General features: G+C 70.5%; 13 protein-coding genes. 4 read left to right on the forward strand and 9 right to left on the reverse strand.

Going from position 1 to position 15,969, the window contains the following annotated elements; genetic code table 11:
• Positions 1-46: 46 nt before the first annotated feature.
• Together BBA86_RS10110 and BBA86_RS10115 are read right to left on the reverse strand one after the other, a co-directional pair.
• Complete coding sequence (locus tag BBA86_RS10110; protein WP_065571445.1) at positions 47-1,558, reverse strand: alpha-N-arabinofuranosidase; 1,512 nt, start codon at positions 1,556-1,558, stop codon at positions 47-49.
• Between the two features lie 82 nt (positions 1,559-1,640).
• Positions 1,641-2,660 (reverse strand): LacI family DNA-binding transcriptional regulator, encoded by a 1,020-nt coding sequence (locus BBA86_RS10115; protein ID WP_065571446.1) that lies wholly within the window; start codon positions 2,658-2,660, stop codon positions 1,641-1,643.
• Positions 2,661-2,735: 75 nt separating this feature from the next.
• On the opposite strand from BBA86_RS10115, the gene BBA86_RS10120 reads away from it, so the two are divergent.
• Together BBA86_RS10120 and BBA86_RS10125 are read left to right on the forward strand one after the other, a co-directional pair.
• Positions 2,736-3,548, forward strand: a complete 813-nt coding sequence (locus BBA86_RS10120) for a DUF1206 domain-containing protein (protein WP_083199531.1) — start codon at positions 2,736-2,738, stop codon at positions 3,546-3,548.
• A gap of 55 nt (positions 3,549-3,603) precedes the next feature.
• Positions 3,604-4,593: an o-succinylbenzoate synthase gene (locus tag BBA86_RS10125; protein WP_065571448.1), complete on the forward strand. Its 990-nt coding sequence runs from the start codon at positions 3,604-3,606 to the stop codon at positions 4,591-4,593.
• A gap of 3 nt (positions 4,594-4,596) precedes the next feature.
• On the opposite strand, the gene BBA86_RS10130 is transcribed toward BBA86_RS10125, so the two are convergent.
• Entirely contained in the window at positions 4,597-5,193 is a 597-nt protein-coding gene (locus BBA86_RS10130; RefSeq protein WP_065571449.1) for a TetR/AcrR family transcriptional regulator, read from the reverse strand.
• Positions 5,194-5,300: 107 nt separating this feature from the next.
• Between BBA86_RS10130 and BBA86_RS10135 the strand changes: the two genes are divergently transcribed.
• A complete protein-coding gene (locus BBA86_RS10135) occupies positions 5,301-8,177 on the forward strand; it encodes an MMPL family transporter (RefSeq protein ID WP_065571450.1) in 2,877 nt (958 codons plus the stop codon).
• The gene (locus BBA86_RS10140) at positions 8,174-10,225 is read left to right on the forward strand and encodes a YhgE/Pip family protein (protein WP_065571451.1); all 2,052 of its coding nucleotides are present in this window, start codon (positions 8,174-8,176) and stop codon (positions 10,223-10,225) included. Before BBA86_RS10135 ends, BBA86_RS10140 begins: the two co-directional genes overlap by 4 nt.
• A gap of 52 nt (positions 10,226-10,277) precedes the next feature.
• On the opposite strand, the gene BBA86_RS10145 is transcribed toward BBA86_RS10140, so the two are convergent.
• The 6 genes from BBA86_RS10145 to BBA86_RS10170 are packed head-to-tail and all read right to left on the reverse strand — an operon-like array spanning position 10,278 to position 15,916.
• Entirely contained in the window at positions 10,278-11,147 is an 870-nt protein-coding gene (locus BBA86_RS10145) for a metal-dependent hydrolase (RefSeq protein ID WP_065571452.1), read from the reverse strand.
• Positions 11,148-11,152: 5 nt separating this feature from the next.
• Positions 11,153-12,172 carry a c-type cytochrome biogenesis protein CcsB gene (gene ccsB, locus BBA86_RS10150; RefSeq protein WP_065571453.1) on the reverse strand — a complete coding sequence of 340 codons (1,020 nt, stop codon included), beginning with the start codon at positions 12,170-12,172 and terminating at the stop codon, positions 11,153-11,155.
• Between the two features lie 28 nt (positions 12,173-12,200).
• Positions 12,201-13,919 (reverse strand): cytochrome c biogenesis protein ResB, encoded by a 1,719-nt coding sequence (locus BBA86_RS10155; RefSeq protein ID WP_065571454.1) that lies wholly within the window; start codon positions 13,917-13,919, stop codon positions 12,201-12,203.
• The gene (locus BBA86_RS10160) at positions 13,900-14,694 is read right to left on the reverse strand and encodes a cytochrome c biogenesis CcdA family protein (RefSeq protein ID WP_065571455.1); all 795 of its coding nucleotides are present in this window, start codon (positions 14,692-14,694) and stop codon (positions 13,900-13,902) included. The genes BBA86_RS10155 and BBA86_RS10160 overlap by 20 nt, the downstream gene beginning before the upstream one ends.
• Entirely contained in the window at positions 14,691-15,290 is a 600-nt protein-coding gene (locus BBA86_RS10165) for a TlpA family protein disulfide reductase (RefSeq protein WP_065571456.1), read from the reverse strand. Before BBA86_RS10165 ends, BBA86_RS10160 begins: the two co-directional genes overlap by 4 nt.
• Complete coding sequence (locus BBA86_RS10170) at positions 15,287-15,916, reverse strand: histidine phosphatase family protein (RefSeq protein WP_065571457.1); 630 nt, start codon at positions 15,914-15,916, stop codon at positions 15,287-15,289. The genes BBA86_RS10165 and BBA86_RS10170 overlap by 4 nt, the downstream gene beginning before the upstream one ends.
• Positions 15,917-15,969 lie beyond the last annotated feature (53 nt).

The raw sequence follows: 15,969 nt of genomic DNA on the forward strand, positions 1-15,969 counted from the left end.
CATCCTGACCCCCTCACCCGAGAGTGTCGCACCTGCGGCATCCGTCTCAGCCGAGCGCGACCGCCGTCCACGACACCGGCGGGAGCGTGATCGTCAGCGCGCCGCCGTCCAGAGCGGCGGACTCGTTCGGCCGCGGAGCGACGCGCTCGCGGTCGGCGAGGGTGTTCTTCGCGTAGACGTCGTCGTCCGAGAGGGTGTGCGTCTCGGCGATCGAGGCGGCACCCAGGCCCGACACGTCGACGGTGACCTCGATCGACTCGGTCGTGCTGCGGTTCACGAGGAAGACGGCGCTCTGGCCGGTCGCGTCGTCACGGGTCGCCACGGCGTCGACGAGCGGCACCTCGCCGAAGACGGCGGTCTCGTACGACGGCGCGTCGACCAGGACGCGCATCGCGGTCCCCTGCGCGAGGCGCGAGGTGATCGAGAACGGGAAGAACGTCGTCTGTCGCCAGGCGGGACCGCCGGGCTCGGTCATGATCGGCGCGATCACGTTGACCAGCTGCGCGAGCGAGGCGCTGGCCACACGGTCGGCGTGCTTGAGCAGCGAGATCATGAGGCTGCCGAAGACCACGGCATCCACCACCGAATACACGTCCTCGAGCAGGCGCGGCGCGACGGGCCAGTTGTCGATGCCGTCGATCTTCTCGACGTTCTCCCACCGCGACAGGTACCAGACGTTCCACTCGTCGAAAGAGATGTCGATCTTCTTCGACGAGCGCTTGATCGCGGCGACGTGGTCGGCGGTCGCGACGACGGTCTCGATGAAGCGGTCCATGTCGACAGCCGAGGCGAGGAAGCTGTCGATGTCGCCGTCCTTCTCCTCGTAGTACGCGTGGCACGAGATGAGGTCGACGTCGTCGTAGGTGTGCGTCAGGACGACGCGCTCCCATTCGCCGAACGTCGGCATCGTCGCGCCCGACGAACCGCAGACGACGAGCTGGATCGACGGGTCGAGCTGCCGCATCCCCTTCGCGGTCCGCGACGCGAGCTTGCCGTAGTCCTCGGCGGAGCGGTGGCCGAGCTGCCAGGGGCCGTCCATCTCGTTGCCGAGGCACCACATCCGGATGCCGAACGGGTCCGTCGCGCCGTTGGCGACGCGCTGGTCGCTGAGCGCGGTGCCCGAGCGGATGTTGCAGTACTCGAGCAGGTCGATCGCCTCGAGCGTGCCGCGCGTGCCGAGGTTGACGGCCATCATCAGGTCGCTGCCGACCTTGTCGAGCCACGATGAGAACTCGTGCAGGCCGACCTGGTTCGTCTCGGTCGAGTGCCACGCCAGGTCGAGGCGACGCGGGCGCTCGGCGACGGGCCCGACCGAGTCCTCCCAGCGGAAGCCGGACACGAAGTTGCCGCCGGGGTAGCGGATCGTGTCGACCCCGAGCTCCTTGACGAGGTCGATGACGTCGGTGCGGAAACCCTCGGCATCCGCTGTCTCATGACCGGGCTCGAAGATGCCGTCGTAGATGTGACGGCCGAGGTGTTCGACGAACCCGCCGAAGATCTTGCGGCGGACCTCCCCGATGGGCGATGCGGCGTCGACGATGAGGCGTGCGGAGGTCATGGGCGTCCTTGTCCGAAGAAGGTAAACGTTGTAATTCATGATGACGAAAGGGATGCCGGGCGTCAAGGTCCGGGAGCCGCGATCAGCGCCGCGGCAGGCCGGGCGCGGACTCCCGCACGCGCAGCGTGAAGTCGGCCGCCAGCACGCGGGGGCCGCCGGGGGCCGAGTCGGCGACGCGGCCGAGCAGCGTGTCGACGGCCGTCTGCGCGATCCACCGCCGCCCCGGATCGATCGTGGTCAGCGACGGGATCGAATACCGCGCCTCGTCGAGGTCGTCGAACCCGACCACGGCGACATCGTCGGGCACCCGCCGCCCCGCTTCCTGCAGCGCGCGGATCGCCCCGAGCGCGAGGGTGTCGTTGAGCCCGAACACGGCGTCGACGTCGACGCCCCGAGCGAGGAGGTCGCGCACGGCGTCGGCACCGCCGGAGCGATCCCAGAAGCGCGTCGCCACGACGAGAGCGGGGTCGAAGGCGACCCCCGCGGCGGCGAGCGCGGCGCGATGCCCCTGCAGTCGCAGCCCTGCGGCTCCCTCACCGTCGTCCTCGTGCGCTCCCAGCACCGCGATACGACGCCGGCCCGACGCCAACAGATGTGACGTCGCCGCCTGGGCCGCGTCGATGTTCCGCATCGTCACGTGGTCGATCGCCGCGTCGAACACCCGCTCACCGAGGAGCACCGTCGGGTACGCACCGGGGCGCGCGGCGAGGTCGGTCGCGTCGAGCCCCAGCGGGCTCAGGATCAGACCGTCGGTGAGGCCGAGGCGAGGGCTGCGGAGCAGCTCTCGCTCGCGCTCCCGCTCGCCGCCCGTCTGCTCGACCAGGACGACCACGCCCCGCTCCTCGGCGCGCGCGATGACCATGCCGGCGAGTTCGGCGAAGTAGCTGAGCGAGAGGTCCGGGACCGCGAGCGCGATGGCCCCGGTCCGGCCGCTGCGGAGGTTCCGTGCCGTCAGGTTTGGCGTGTAGCCGAGCTCGGCGACGGCCCGCTCGACGGCAGCCCGGGTCGACGGCCGTACATGCGGATGCCCGTTGACCACGTTCGAGACGGTCTTGATCGACACGCCCGCGAGTCGCGCGACGTCGTGCAGTGTCGGTGCCATCCGCCCTCCCGGGCGTCACTGTACCGTCCGCGCAACCCCCGCGCGGACGCGCGATGCCGTCACTACGCTCACGGGATGACCTCCTCGGCCACATCCGCAGCGCACAGCGCGAAGAACAGCAGAGCAGTGCACACCGTCGCGCGTGGCGGCTTCGCCGCGAGCGGTGTGGTGCACATCGTCGTCGGCATCATCGCCATCTCCCTCGCGTTCGGCCAGGCGGGCGGCGAGCAGGCAGACCAGTCGGGCGCCCTGGCGCAGCTCGCGGCGGCGCCCGGCGGTGTCTTCCTGCTCTGGGCGGCGGCTCTCGGCCTGGCGGCGCTGGGCGTCTGGCACCTCCTGAGCGCCGTCCTCGACCGGAGCGCCGACTCCGGCAAGGACCGCGCCGTCCACATCGTCAAGAACGGCGCGAAAGGCGTCGTGTATCTCGTGATCGCGTTCTCGGCGGCGACCTTCGCCGCCGGAGGATCCACGAGCTCGGCGGGATCGACGCGCTCCCTCACCGCCGATCTGATGTCGACACCCGGCGGGGTGTTCCTCGTCGTCGCGATCGGGATCGTCGTCATCGCCATCGCGGCGTACCTCGTCTTCAAAGGAATCACCCGTCGCTTCGAGCGCGACCTGTCCATGCCCGCCGGCTCGACGGGCCGGATCGTGCGCATCCTCGGAACGGTCGGGTACATCGCCCGCGGTGTGGCCTTCGCCGGCGTCGGCGTGCTGTTCGTCGTGGGCGCAGCCACGAACGACCCCGAGAAGTCCACCGGGCTCGACGGGGCGCTCCGGTCCTTCGCCGACCTTCCCGCCGGCAAGGTCCTGCTCGTGGTGATCGGCCTCGGGTGGATCGCGTACGGCGTCTACGCGTTCTTCCGCGGCCGCTACACGCGACTCTGACATGCGACCGCCGCACCTTCCCCGCGACGGCGGCCGGGCGGGCCAGGATGGGGTCATGCTCCTCCCCCCGCTCGCCGACCTCCGCGCGACGGCGCGCGTCGTGTCGCTCCCCCTCCACACGCGCTTCCGCGGCATCGACGTCCGCGAGGCGTTGCTCCTCGAAGGGCCGGAGGGATGGACCGAGTTCTCGCCGTTCATCGAGTACGACGACCCCGAGTCCGCCGCCTGGTTGGCGGCCGCGATCGAGTACGGCTGGCAGCCGAGTCCTCCCGCCGTTCGCGATGCGGTTCCGGTGAACGCGACGGTGCCGGCGGTGGCCGCGGCATCCGTTCCGGGAATCCTCGCGCGCTTCGACGGATGCCGCACCGCCAAAGTGAAGGTCGCCGAAGCCGGCCAGGTGCTCGCCGATGACGTGGCGCGCGTGCGGGCGGTGCGAGAGGCGATGGGCCCCGAGGGCCGCATCCGCGTCGACGCGAACGGCGGTTGGAACCTCGACGAGGCGGAGCACGCCGTACACGCCCTCGCCGAATTCGATCTCGAGTACGTCGAGCAGCCCTGCGCGACGGTGGCGGAACTCGCCGAATTGCGCGGCCGGATCCGCTACATGGACATCCCGGTCGCCGCAGACGAGAGCGTTCGGAAAGCGGACGACCCGCTCGCGGTCGCGAGAGCCGAGGCTGCGGACCTGCTGGTGATCAAAGCCCAGCCGCTCGGCGGCGCGCGGCGCGCCCTGTCCCTCGTCGCCGAAGCCGGGCTCCCCGCGGTCGTCTCGAGCGCCCTCGACACCTCGGTCGGCCTCGCGATGGGCGTCGCCCTGGCGGCATCCCTCCCCGATCTCGACTACGACTGCGGGCTGGGAACGGCCTCTCTGCTCGCGGCGGACGTCGCCGCCGCGCCGCTGCGACCGCGGGGGGGCATACTCCCCGTCGGACGGGTGACCGTGGATGCCGCGCTCCTCGACGCGCACGCGGCATCGGCCGAACGGACGCGATGGTGGCTCGACCGGCTCGGCCGGTGTCACGCGGTTCTGGCCGCGACCTCGTAGCGCTCAGGTGGACGCGATGAGCAGCGGCACGACCTGCTCGAGTCGCGACTGCATCGCCCTGGCGGCCTGACGCTCCGTCAGCCGTTCGAGCGCGGACTGCACGCTGCACTGCTCGGAGACGTCGAGCAGCAGCGCCGCCGCGTCGGCCACCGGCATCCGAAGCGGCAGCCCGCGGAGCTCGCTCACCTCGCGGATGATCGTCTCGACCCGGCCCAGTATCTGCGCCCGCCACGCGAGGAACGCCTCCGCCAACCGCGGATCGCGTAGCGCCTGCGTCCGCACCTCGCTGAGCAGTTCGGGCTCCATCCGCTCAGCGAGCGACATGTCGGCGATCTGGCGGACGAGGTCGATCGGATCCTCGGTGCCCGAGAGTCGCTTCACGCGGACCGACACCTCGTCGAGCTTGTCTTCCGAGAGCTGGGTGATGAGCGCGAGGAAGAGCTCGTCCTTCGACTCGAAATTGGAGTAGAACGCACCGCGGGTGAAGCCGGCGCGTTCGCAGATGGTCTCGACGGATGCCGCGTCGAGCCCGACCTCCGCGAACACCTCGTGTGCGGCTTCGAGCAAGCGAGCCCGCGTGTTCTCGCGACTTCTCGCCATCTCACACCCATCCTTCAGACTCGGCGCCCACGTGCGGGTCTACGATACACATGTGTATCGGATACAGCGCTGTATCGAACCCGTCCGACTCTGATCCAGGAGCGCCCGTGTCCACCATCCTCTTCACGCTCGGCCGATGGGCCTACCGTCACTCGTGGCGCGTGCTCATCGCCTGGATCCTGCTGCTCGGAATCGTCGGGGGCGGCGTCGCGCTCTTCATGAAGGGGACCGACAACTCCTTCGCGATTCCCGGTACCGAGGCCCAGCAGGGGCTCGAGCTGCTGAATCGCACCTTCCCGCAGGCCAGCGGAGCGAGTGCGCAGCTGATCGTGGTCGCCCCCGAGGGTGAGAAGGTGACCGATCAGCCCCTCCGCGGCGAGATCGACGACCTCGTCGCGGCGCTGGGCGACATCGACGGCGTCACCTCGGCGACCTCTCCCTTCGACAAGATGGTCACCGGCCTCGTCGCGGATGACGACCGCGCCGCTCTCGTGCAGATGCAGTTCGACGGGAACTCCACCGAGGTCTCCGACGCGACCATCGACGCGGTCGAGAAGGCGGCCGCCGACTTCCACGAGGCGCTCCCCGCCGGTGCGGAGTCCGCCCTCGGCGGCGACCTGTTCGCGGCATCCATCCCCGCCCTGTCGATCGTCGAGGTCATCGGCGTCCTCGTTGCCCTGTTCGTCCTGATCGTGACGTTCCGCTCGTTCGCCGTCGCGTGGTTCCCGCTCGTCAGCGCGCTCATCGGCGTCGCTCTCGCAATCGCGCTCATCTTCCTCGCGACGGCGGTGACGACGATCTCGTCGACGACGCCCATGCTCGCCGTCATGCTGGGTCTCGCCGTCGGCATCGACTACGCGCTGTTCATCGTGTCGCGACATCAGGATCAGGTCCGCGGCGGCATGGATCCCGAGGAATCCGCCGCCCGCGCCGTCGGCACGGCCGGGTCCGCCGTGGTGTTCGCCGGCGTGACGGTCATGATCGCCCTCGTCGGACTCAGCATCGCCGGCATCCCGTTCCTCTCGACGATGGGCATCGCCGCCGCCGTCGCCGTGGCCGTCGCCGTGGCCGTCGCCGTCAGCCTCACCCCGGCGCTCCTCGGCTTCGCGAAGGGCCGCGTCGTCGGCTGGGGCGGGAAGATGCTGCAGCGCGGCGTGGCGACACGTCGCCGTCGCCGCGGATCTGACGCGGACGACGCCGACGAAGATGCGCCCGAGCCGGAGCCCGCACCTTCCGCCGGCCCCGTCGCCCCGGCACGACCCAACCGCTGGGTGATGCTGGTGACGCGGCATCCGATCATCGCCACCGTCGCGGTCGTCGTCGGACTGGGCGTCATGGCGATCCCGTCCGCGAATCTGCATCTCGCGCTGCCGAACGCCGGCGTCCAGCCGCCGTCGAGCCAGGCGCGTCAGGCCTACGACCTGAACGCGGAGTACTTCGGCGCCGGGTCGAACGGCCCGCTCGTCATGACCGGCACCATCGTCACGTCCACCGATCCACTCGGGCTCATGGACGACCTCAAAAAGGAGGTCGAGGCGATCCCCGGCGTCGAGCGCGTCGCCCTCGCCACCCCCAACGAGACCGCCGATACGGGCCTGATCCAGATCGTGCCGACCACGGCGCCCGACGATCCCGCGACCGCGGACCTCGTGCGCGAACTCCGCTCGCACCACGACGAGTGGCAGAAAGAGTACGGCGTCGACCTCAAGGTGACGGGCTTCACCGCCGTCGGCATCGACGTGTCCGACCGTCTCGGCGCCGCCCTGCTGCCCTTCGGCATCTTCGTGGTCGGCCTGTCGTTCATCCTGCTGATGATCGTCTTCCGCTCGATCTGGGTTCCGCTGAAGGCGACGCTCGGCTACCTGCTATCGATCCTCGCCGCCTTCGGCGCCGTCGCTGCGGTGTTCGAGTGGGGCTGGCTCGCCGACCTCCTGCATGTGACACGTACAGGCCCGGTGATCAGCTTCATGCCGATCATCCTCATGGGCGTGCTGTTCGGACTCGCGATGGACTACGAGGTCTTCCTCGTCTCTCGCATGCGCGAGGACTTCGTCCATGCCGTGCGCGCCCGCGGCGGACGGGCGAGCCGCGAGACGGCGATCGCGGCCGTACGCTCCGGCTTCACCGCCTCGGCGCGCGTCGTCGTGGCTGCAGCCGTCATCATGTTCGCGGTCTTCGCCGCCTTCGTCCCCGAAGGCGACAGTTCGATCAAACCGATCGCCCTGGGTCTCGCCGTCGGCATCGCCGTCGATGCCTTCCTCGTCCGCATGACCCTGACCCCGGCGGTCATGGCTCTGCTGGGCGAGAAGGCATGGTGGATGCCGCGCTGGCTCGAGCGGCTGCTCCCCAAGGTCGACATCGAGGGCGAGGCGGTCGAGCACGAACGCGCCCACGCCCACTGGCCCGAGCCCGATTGGAACGGTGCGCTCGCGGCGGAGGACCTCGAGGTGCGAGCCGAGTCGACCGGCACCGACGTCGTCCTCTTCTCGGGTGCGAGCGCTCGGGTCGCGGAGGGCGGCACGCTCCTCGTGACGGCCGCCGATCCGCATGCTTCGCGGGCATTCCTGCTGACCGTCGCGGGTCGCATCGCGCCGACCGCCGGCCTGCTGCGCGTGTCGGGGCATCTGCTGCCGGGCCGTGCCGCATGGGTCCGCGCGCACGTCTCCGTCGCCGACCTCAGCGGCGCCGACGCTCCGCTCGCCGACCTCCGCCGCGCACTTGCGGGCCGCACCCGGTTCGTCGTGATCGTCGGCCTCGACGCCCTCACCGGCGCCGCCCGCGACCAGGCCGCCGCGCTCCTGCGCGACGCGACCAACGCGGTCGCGGCGAAGGCCGGCGCACTGACCGTCGTCACCTCGGCCCGCGACGTCGAATCGGCCCGCGGCATCCTCGCGGATGCCTACCGACCCGATCCGGACCTCGTGCGACTCGCCGTCTCCACCCCCCTCGCCGTCGACACCCCCACCCAGGTGACTCCCTCATGACTCTCTCCATCGAACGCGCGCAGACCCGGCGCCCCATCTCGTGGCTCACGCTCCTCGGCGTGCTCCTCCTGCCCGCTGTCATCGGGGGCCTCCTCGTGGCGGCTCTCTACAACCCCACCGAACGCCTCGATGCACTGAACACCGCGATCGTCAACAACGACGAGCCGGTGGAGGTCAATGGGCAGACGACACCGCTCGGGCGCCTGCTCACGGCGGGGCTCGTCGAAGGCTCGAAGGACCTCGAGAGCAACCTCACCTGGACGATCTCGAATTCGACGGACGCGAAGGAAGGCCTCGAAGACGGCACCTATGACGCGATCGTGACGATCCCGAAGAACTTCTCCGCGGCCGCGACCTCGACGGCTCCTGGAAAGACCCCCGAGCGGGCGACGATCGAGCTCACCTCCTCGCCCGACGCGCGCATCGTCGACGACGCCATCACGACGCAGGTGACCTCGACCGCGGCATCCGTCCTCGGTCAGCAGCTCACCACGGGCTACCTCGAGAACGTGTTCCTCGGCTTCACGACCCTGAACGAGCAGCTGGGCAAAGCAGCCGACGGCGCCACCCAGCTCGCCGACGGCGCGAAAGGGGCAGCCGACGGCGCCTCGAAGCTTGCGGACGGCGCCTCGAGCGCGGCCGATGGCGGGTACTCGCTGGCCGACGGACTGCGGAAGCTCCAGAACGGCGCGAACCAGCTCGCCGGGGGTGCCGCAGCCACGTCGAAGGGGCTCTCGGAATGGTCGGCCGGCGCTCGTCCGATCGCCGACGGAACGCAACAGCTCGCGGACGGGCTGACCCAGGCCGCGGAGCAGACCTCGGCGATCCCGGCGATCCCCTCCGACGTCGTCGAAGGCCTCAAGGCCCTCACCGCAGACGGCGAGCAGAACCGCGAGGCGGTGACGGGCATCGTCGACACCCTGACCGCCGCGGCGAATGCGTGCGACCCCGCGCAGGCCGGCGCGGAGCTCTGCGACCAGCTGACGGATGCCGCGGCTGACGCGACGTCCGCCCTCCCGGCCCTGCAGGCCACGGTCGGCGACTCGAAGAAGCTTGCCGAGAACATCGACGCGCTCGCGAACTTCGGTCCGAGTCTGACCGAGGGTCTCCGCACCTCGGCCGCCGCCGCCGAGAAGCTCGCGGGCGGCATGGGCAAGCTGGCCGACGGCGCAGAGCAGCTCTCGTCCGGCGCAGGTCAGCTGTCGACGGGTGCACGCGACCTCGCGACCGGTGCCGGCGCCGCGGCGGAGGGCGGCGACAAGCTCGCGGCCGGTGTCGACGCGCTCGCCGGCGGTGCCGGGGAGCTGTCGACCGGTGTCGGCAAGCTCGCCGACGGCACGGATGACCTCGCCGGCGGCCTCGACAAAGCGGTCGACGGCGTGCCGTCGTACACGAAGAACGAGGCGAAGGACCTCGCCTCGATCGTCGCCGACCCGGTGGTGGCCGACGGTACGGGCAGCTCGCTGTTCGGCGCATCGGCCGTGCCGCTGCTGGCCACCCTCGCCCTGTGGTTCGGCGGTCTCGCGTCGTTCGTGGTCCTGCGCGCAGTCCCGCGGACCGCGCTGTCGTCGCGTCGGTCCTCGGCCGCCCTCGCGCTCCGCGCGCTCGCACCGGGCGTCGTGATCGGCGCGCTGCAGGGCGCCCTTGTGGCCGTCGTCGTCCAGCTCGCGGCCGGATACGACGCGGACAGGTGGTGGCTCTTCGCCGCCATGTGCGTGCTCGCCGGTGTCGCGTTCGCCGCAGTCAACCACGCGCTGGTGGCACTGTTCGGGGGCATCGGCCGCTGGATCTCGGTGCTCGTCGGCGTCATGGCGCTGGCGACCGGCATCGTGTCCACCGTGCCGGGCACCCTGCTCGATGTCGCGGGGCTCCTGCCGACGGCACCGGCTTACACGTCCATGCTGGCGGCGCTGACGGATGCCGGCGGGGGCGCGACGGCCGCGGTGGGCCTCGTGCTCTGGACGGTGCTCGCCATCGGCGCGGGCATCCTCGCCGTCGCGCGGCACCGCTCCACCTCGGCCCGGGCCGTGCTGACGCAGCCGGCCTGACCCCGGTCGGCCGCGGGCGGGCGCGCACGAAAGGCGCGCCCGCCCCGCAGGCTCAACGGGAGACGGTGACCGACGTCGTCATGGTGAACTGGATGCCGCCGGGCACCCCGCTCGCTTCGAGAGCGACGGTCAGCCGCTCGATCTGCGCGAGGGACGTCAGGTGCGTCCCGCCGCACGGGAGTTCGACAGGGCCGCCTGGCAGTTCGCAGCGCCACGACCGGCGGCCGGCGAGCGTGTGATCGTCGCGGTGGATGCCGATGCCTCCCGACGAGCCGGCCCACTCCGTCAGCGTCGCCTCGATGCGCTGCTCGAGGGCGCGCAGATCGTCGAGGGCGCTCGGATCGAAGCCCTTCTTCCGCAGTGACTTGCCGACGCGGTAGACGTCGGTCGAGCCGTACGACGTGATGCGGGAGGTCTGGATCGCGAGCATGTCGAACGCGGGGTGGCCGGCGGCATCCGTCGTCACATCTTTCGTCCACGCGTCCGAGAGGGCGGCGTCGAGGGCGAGGGATGCCAGGTGGCAGGCCGTATGGCCGGCGGACAGGGCGGCGCGCAGCTCGGGGTCGACACCCGCCTCGACGCTCTCCCCGACGGCGGGACCCGGCCCGTCGACGACGTGCACGACGACGAACGTCCACCCCTCGGTCCCCATCCGCACCGGCAGGTCCGAGCCGACGACCAGCTCTCCGTCGTGGACTCCCCCGGTCAGGGTCGCGACCACCGGGATCTCCCCGTCCGCGGTGCGCAACACACCGACGTCGGCGGGCTGGTCGGGCCAGGCGGTGTCGACGGGGTGGAACGGGGTCCGATCGAGGAGCACGCCCGTCCGGCCGCCTTCGAGCGGCACGGCGTGGACGACGGTCGCCGTCCCGGCGACCTCGCCGTCGGGGTAGGTCACGACGGTGGCGGGGATCTGCGCCACGAGGATCAGCTGAGGCCGCTGTAGGAGTGCAGCCCCTGGAAGAACTGGTTCACGATCGTGAAGTTGAACAGAACGGCGGTGAAGCCCACGATCGACAGCCAGGCCGAGCGCGTGCCGCGCCAGCCGCGCGTAGCGCGGGCGTGGATGTAGCCGGCGTAGACCACCCAGATCACGAAGGTCCACACTTCCTTCGTGTCGAAGCCCCAGTAGCGGCCCCACGCGTCGTTCGCCCAGATGGCGCCGGCGATGAGGGTGAAGGTCCACAGGACGAACCCGATGATCGCGAACCGGTAGGCGAGCGACTCGAGCACCTCGGCGCTGGGGAGCGTCCGCAGGAACGGCAGACGCGTGCGGGGCGCGGCATCCGTTCCCACCGCTGCCAGCGCGATGCGCTCGCGCCGGGACTGCAGCAGCTGCACGACCGACAGCGCGAACGCGAGCGCGTAGAAGGCCGACGCGAGCGAGGCGACGAACACGTGGATGACGAGCCAGACGCTCTTCAGCGGGTCGGACAGCGGAACGACCTCGACGTAGTACGCCAGCGCGGCACCGCCCAGGAGGACGACGATGAGGCCGTTGATGAACGCGCCGAGGAAGCGCAGGTCGTACTTCACCAGCACGGTGAGGAACACCATCACGACGAGCATCGTGCCGGTGAGGGCGAACTCGTAGTTGTTCGACCACGGCACGCGGCCCGCGGCGATTCCGCGCGTGACATCCGCGCCCACGTGGAAGAGGAAGGCGATCGTCGTCAGGACGACCCCGAGCCGTGCGAACAGGTACCGGCCTCGCTGCGAAGGAGCCGCCTCGAGCGCCACCTTGGCGGCCGCCTCTTCGGCACGGATGTCCTCGATGGTCTGCCCCCCGCCGGCGGCCACGAGCGTGCGCGCCTGCGTCTTGGCGTCCTGGGCCTTGATCGCGAGCTCGGAGCGGCGGGCGAGGTCGACCGTGAAGGCGAGGAAGCCGAGCGTATAGATCGCGATGGCCGTCCACAGCAACAGCACGGAGATGTCATCGAACGACATGGGGGTCCTCCGGAGGAGATGGGTGGGTTCAGTTTACGTTCGCTGCCGACGCGGGGGCGGATGCCGGTTCGTCGTCCAGCGCCCTTCCGTGCCGTTTCGCGAGCTCGGCGACGGCCACGCCGATTGCGGGGTCCTCACCGCGCGCGAGGCCCGCGTACTCGACGCGCACCCGGTCGCCGTCGGGGGTCGCCTTCACCCACATGCGACGACGCGGGACGAACAGCGCCGTGAAGAGGCCGACCATCGCGAGGACCGCGAACACGAGCACCCACGTGGCGCTCGAGTCGTTGTGGATCGACAGCGAGACGTAGCGCTTCACGGACTCCGGCGCGCCGGTGCGCGTCTCGTCCTCGAAGGTCACGGTGCCACGCCCGCCCGGCAGATCGACGGTCTGTCCGGGTGAGAGCTCCAACGACGGGGAGGGAGCGTTCCGACCGGCGATCTCGGTCATCCCGTCGGTGTCGAGGGCGTAGACCGAGCGCGGGGTACCGTCGTCGATGCCGAGGTCGCCCTCGTAGACGAAGAACGTCAGTCGGGGGTCGAGGAGATCGCCGTAGCGGGAGGTCAGGGCACCGCTCGACAGCTGCGCGACCGTCGGGTAGAAGAACCCGACGAGCCCGAGCTGCTTGCCCCCCGTGTCGGGGATCTTCACGACGCCCTGCGAGGTCATCGTCGGGCTCTGCGGCAGGAAGGGCACGGACTCGCTGAAGACGACGTCGCCGGCCCCGTTGCGCACCGTGATGGTCGGCGCGTAGCCGTTGCCCATGAGGTACACGCGATCGCCCGCCATGGTGATCGGGTGATTCACCTCGATCACCTGATCCTCGGCCTTCTGCCCGGGGAAGCGGGTCGTGACGTGCGCCTCGAAGTCGCCCGCCTGCCCGGACGGTGGCGCATACGTCACGTCGAAGCGGTCGAGGGTGATCGAGTACGGCGTCAGCTCCTCCGTGTCGACGAAGCGACCGGGATTGAAGGAGGTGTAGCCGAGACCGAGCGAGTTCACGAAGCCGTCGCCCTCGGTGATGACGGTCTGCCCGGTGTACGTGAAGCCGCCGCCGATCCCGACCGAGATGAGAACGCCGACGAGCGCGCCGTGGAAGAGCAGGTTGCCCGTCTCGCGCAGGTAGCCGCGCTCTGCGGACACCGAAGCGACGCCGTTCCGGTCGTAGCGTTCGACGCGGTACCGGGCGGAGCGCAGCTGCGCCTCGGCGAGATCGACCGCGTGCGCCGCGTGGCCCGCGGCATCCTCACCATCGGGGACCGCGACGGTCGTTTCCGCGTGATCCGACAACCGCGACAGGCGGGCGGGAGTGCGCGGCGGACGAGCGCGGAGCGCCTTCCAGTGGTGCTTCGTCCGCGGCAGGACGCAGCCGATCAACGAGATGAACAGAAGGATGTAGATCGCCGAGAACCACACCGACGTGTAGACGTCGAAGAGCTGGAACGCGTCGAACGTGGGGTACAAGTCGGGGTTGGTGGCCCGCCACTGGGTCACGCCGTTGGGGTCGGCGCTGCGCTGCGGCACGAGCGAACCGGGGATCGCGGCGATCGCGAGGAGCAGGAGCAGGACGAGCGCCGTGCGCATGCTCGTCAGTTGCCGCCAGCCCCAGCGGAGCCATCCGACCACGCCGAGAACCGGCTGGCCGCCGGAGAAGGCGGGCTCGTCGTCGCCGGTCTTGTCGAGGTGGTCGCTCGGACGGAGCGGTCCGTCGACCGCCGGGGCGTCGTCAGAGGAACGTCGGGACACCGGAGACCACCCCCTGGAACGCGGACATGAGCGAGGTCCAGACACCGGTGACCATGAGCACGCCGAGCGCGATCAGGAGCGCGCCGCCGACGATGTTGACGACGCGGATGTGGCGGCGGACGAAAGCCACCGACCGGGTCGCCCAGCCTGCGCCGAGGGCGAGGAGGACGAACGGGATGCCGAGGCCCAGGGAGTAGGCCACGGCGAGCGTTCCCGCCCGAACAGGGTCGGCCTGGCTGTAGGCCATCGTGAGGATCGCCGCGTAGGTGGGTCCGATGCACGGCGCCCAGCCGACGCCCATCGCGATACCCAGCAGCGGAGCCCCGACGAGGCCGACGTTCTGCTTCAGCTGCGGCCGATAGATCTTCTGAGCGAAGCCGAAGACGCCGATGAACACGAGGCCGAGCGCGATGACGACGAGACCGAGCACCCGTGTGATGAGGTCCTGGTACTCGATGTACACCCGGCCGAGGACCCCGGCGAAGACTCCGAAGACCAGGAAGACCACCGTGAATCCTGCGATGAACAGCGCGACGCCGAGGAGCAGGCGGCCGCGAGGCGGAGCTTCCGCGCGGGTGAGCGTCGTCGTGCCCGCGGCCGCGGCATCCGTCGACCTCTTCGGCTCGCGCGGCGCGACGGCGCCCCCCAGGAAGCCGAGGTAGCCGGGGACCAGCGGGAGGACGCACGGCGAGAGGAACGAGGCGAGCCCCGCGAGCGCCGCGATCGGGATCGCGATCCAGAGCGACTCGCCCATCACGATCGACCCGGGGTTCATCCCTTCTCCGCGAGAGTGTCGTCGACGAGGTCGCGGAGGGTCGTGGCGTCGGGCAGCTGACCGAACAGGCGCGCGGCGACCCGACCCTTGCGGTCCACGACGAGGGTTGTCGGAGCCGCCTGGAGCGAGGTCCAGTCCGCGAAGGCGAGCTTCAGATCGACGTCGCCTCGGGCGAGGATCGACGGGTACGTGATCTTGTACGTGTCATCGAACGACGTCGCCTGCTCGGGACCGTCGTAGATGTTGACCCCGAGGAAGTGGGCACCCTCGGCCTTCGTGTCCTGGTAGGTCTGCTCCAGGACGGGAGCCTCGGCGCGGCACGGACCACACGCGGCGTACCAGAAGTTGAGAACCAGCACGTCGCCGGCGAAGTCGGCGCTCGAGACGGTCGAGCCGTCGACATCGGTCCCCGTGAACGACAGTGCCTCGCCGCGCTGTGCGGCGGGGATCGTTTCGACCCGGCCGTCGCTGGAGATGAAGCCCTGCGTGTTGCCCTCGCGATACAGGTCCGACAGGTTGTCGTTCTCGCTCGAGCAGGCAGCGAGTCCGGTGACGAGGGTCACGGCAGCGAGAGCGGCGAGGATGCGGCGTCTCATACTGCCCCCACGTCCACGGCGCCCGCCGTCGCGGCAGGCTCGGCGTACTCGACCTCGCGCCAGACGTCGCCCTCGAGCTCGAAGCTCGTGACGCTCGACAGGTCGCAGCGTCGTCGCCGCGGATCGTGGCGGAGCGGGAGACCCGCGACCGACAGATGCGTGATCCAGATCGGGAGCTGATGCGAGACGATGACCGCGTCGCCGGAGGGCGTGCGGTTCCATGCGTCGAGCATCGCGGCCTGCATGCGCTCGACGACCTCGAGATAGGCCTCGCCCCAGCTGGGCAAGGCGGGAGTGCGCAAGTGCCACCAGTTGAGCGGATTGCGCAGCGCGCTCCGCATCCGCTTGCCTTCGAAGACGTTGGTCGGCTCGAGGACGCGGGCATCGATCACGGGGGTCAGCCCGAACAGTTCCGCGATGGGAGCCGCGGACTCTCGTGCACGCTCGAGCGGCGACGAAACCAGAGAGCGGACCGGACGTCCCTGCGCCTTGAGGTGCTCGGCGGCCGCGCGGGCCATACCGCGACCGTCGTCGCTCAGATGGAAGCCGGGAAGCCGCCCGTAGAGCACGCGGTCGGGGTTATGGACCTCCCCGTGGCGCACGAGATGGAGGCGGGCAGCAGGCACCCCTCCAGTCTACGTGAGGGGGTCCTATGCAGGGCCTGAGCGCAACGTGCGAG

It is taken from the genome of Microbacterium oleivorans (assembly GCF_001691565.1).
Lineage (GTDB): Bacteria > Actinomycetota > Actinomycetes > Actinomycetales > Microbacteriaceae > Microbacterium > Microbacterium oleivorans_B.